The sequence below is a fragment of the Vibrio sp. 2134-1 genome (assembly GCF_033339495.1).
Genome location: NZ_JAWOUS010000866.1, coordinates 1 through 540, shown reverse-complemented (window position 1 = coordinate 540; position 540 = coordinate 1). Strand labels below are relative to the sequence as shown.

Here is a 540-nt window from a genome sequence, read left to right as displayed (position 1 = left end):
CCCAGTTCGAATTCTTTTGAATTCACGTAAACCGTTTGACCAACCAAACCGGCGGTCGATAGCACTTGCATGTTGTCGAGTAGCACCATGCTGTTTTGCATGACCTTCGACATGTTCTCGGTACTTTGAACTTGAGAGAACTGCGCCAACTGACCGACGTATTCTGTGCCATCTAACGGGTTTAACGGATCTTGGTTTTGAATTTGCGCCACCATCAAAGAGATGAACTCATTTTGAAGTGAAGACGCGCTGTTCTTATCCGTTGGGTTTGGCGCAATGCCACTGTTTTCTTTTGCTGCCGCTTTAACTGGAGCGTCCGACGATAATGCCGTGTACTGTGCAAGACTCATTAGCTACCCTGCCCTAAACGAAGCAAGCCTTGCTGCATGCTTTTCACATTTGCCAACACTTCCACGTTCGTTTCGAAGCTGCGAGTCGCTGACATCATGTCCGCCATTTCCGCAACCACGTCGATGTCTGGGTAGTAAACGTAACCTTCGCCGTTAGCGAGTGGGTTATTTGGCTCAAAGCGTTTTTCCG

At 48.5% G+C, this 540-nt stretch carries 2 protein-coding genes; both read right to left on the bottom strand.

All coding sequences use genetic code 11. From position 1 onward, the window contains the following. The coding region (locus tag R7R78_RS28970; RefSeq protein ID WP_318119847.1) for a flagellar hook capping FlgD N-terminal domain-containing protein at positions 1-350 on the bottom strand (350 nt) is incomplete at its 3' end. Continuing rightward, the coding region (locus R7R78_RS28965; RefSeq protein WP_318119845.1) for a flagellar basal body rod C-terminal domain-containing protein at positions 350-540 on the bottom strand (191 nt) is incomplete at its 5' end. The genes R7R78_RS28965 and R7R78_RS28970, both read right to left, overlap by 1 nt.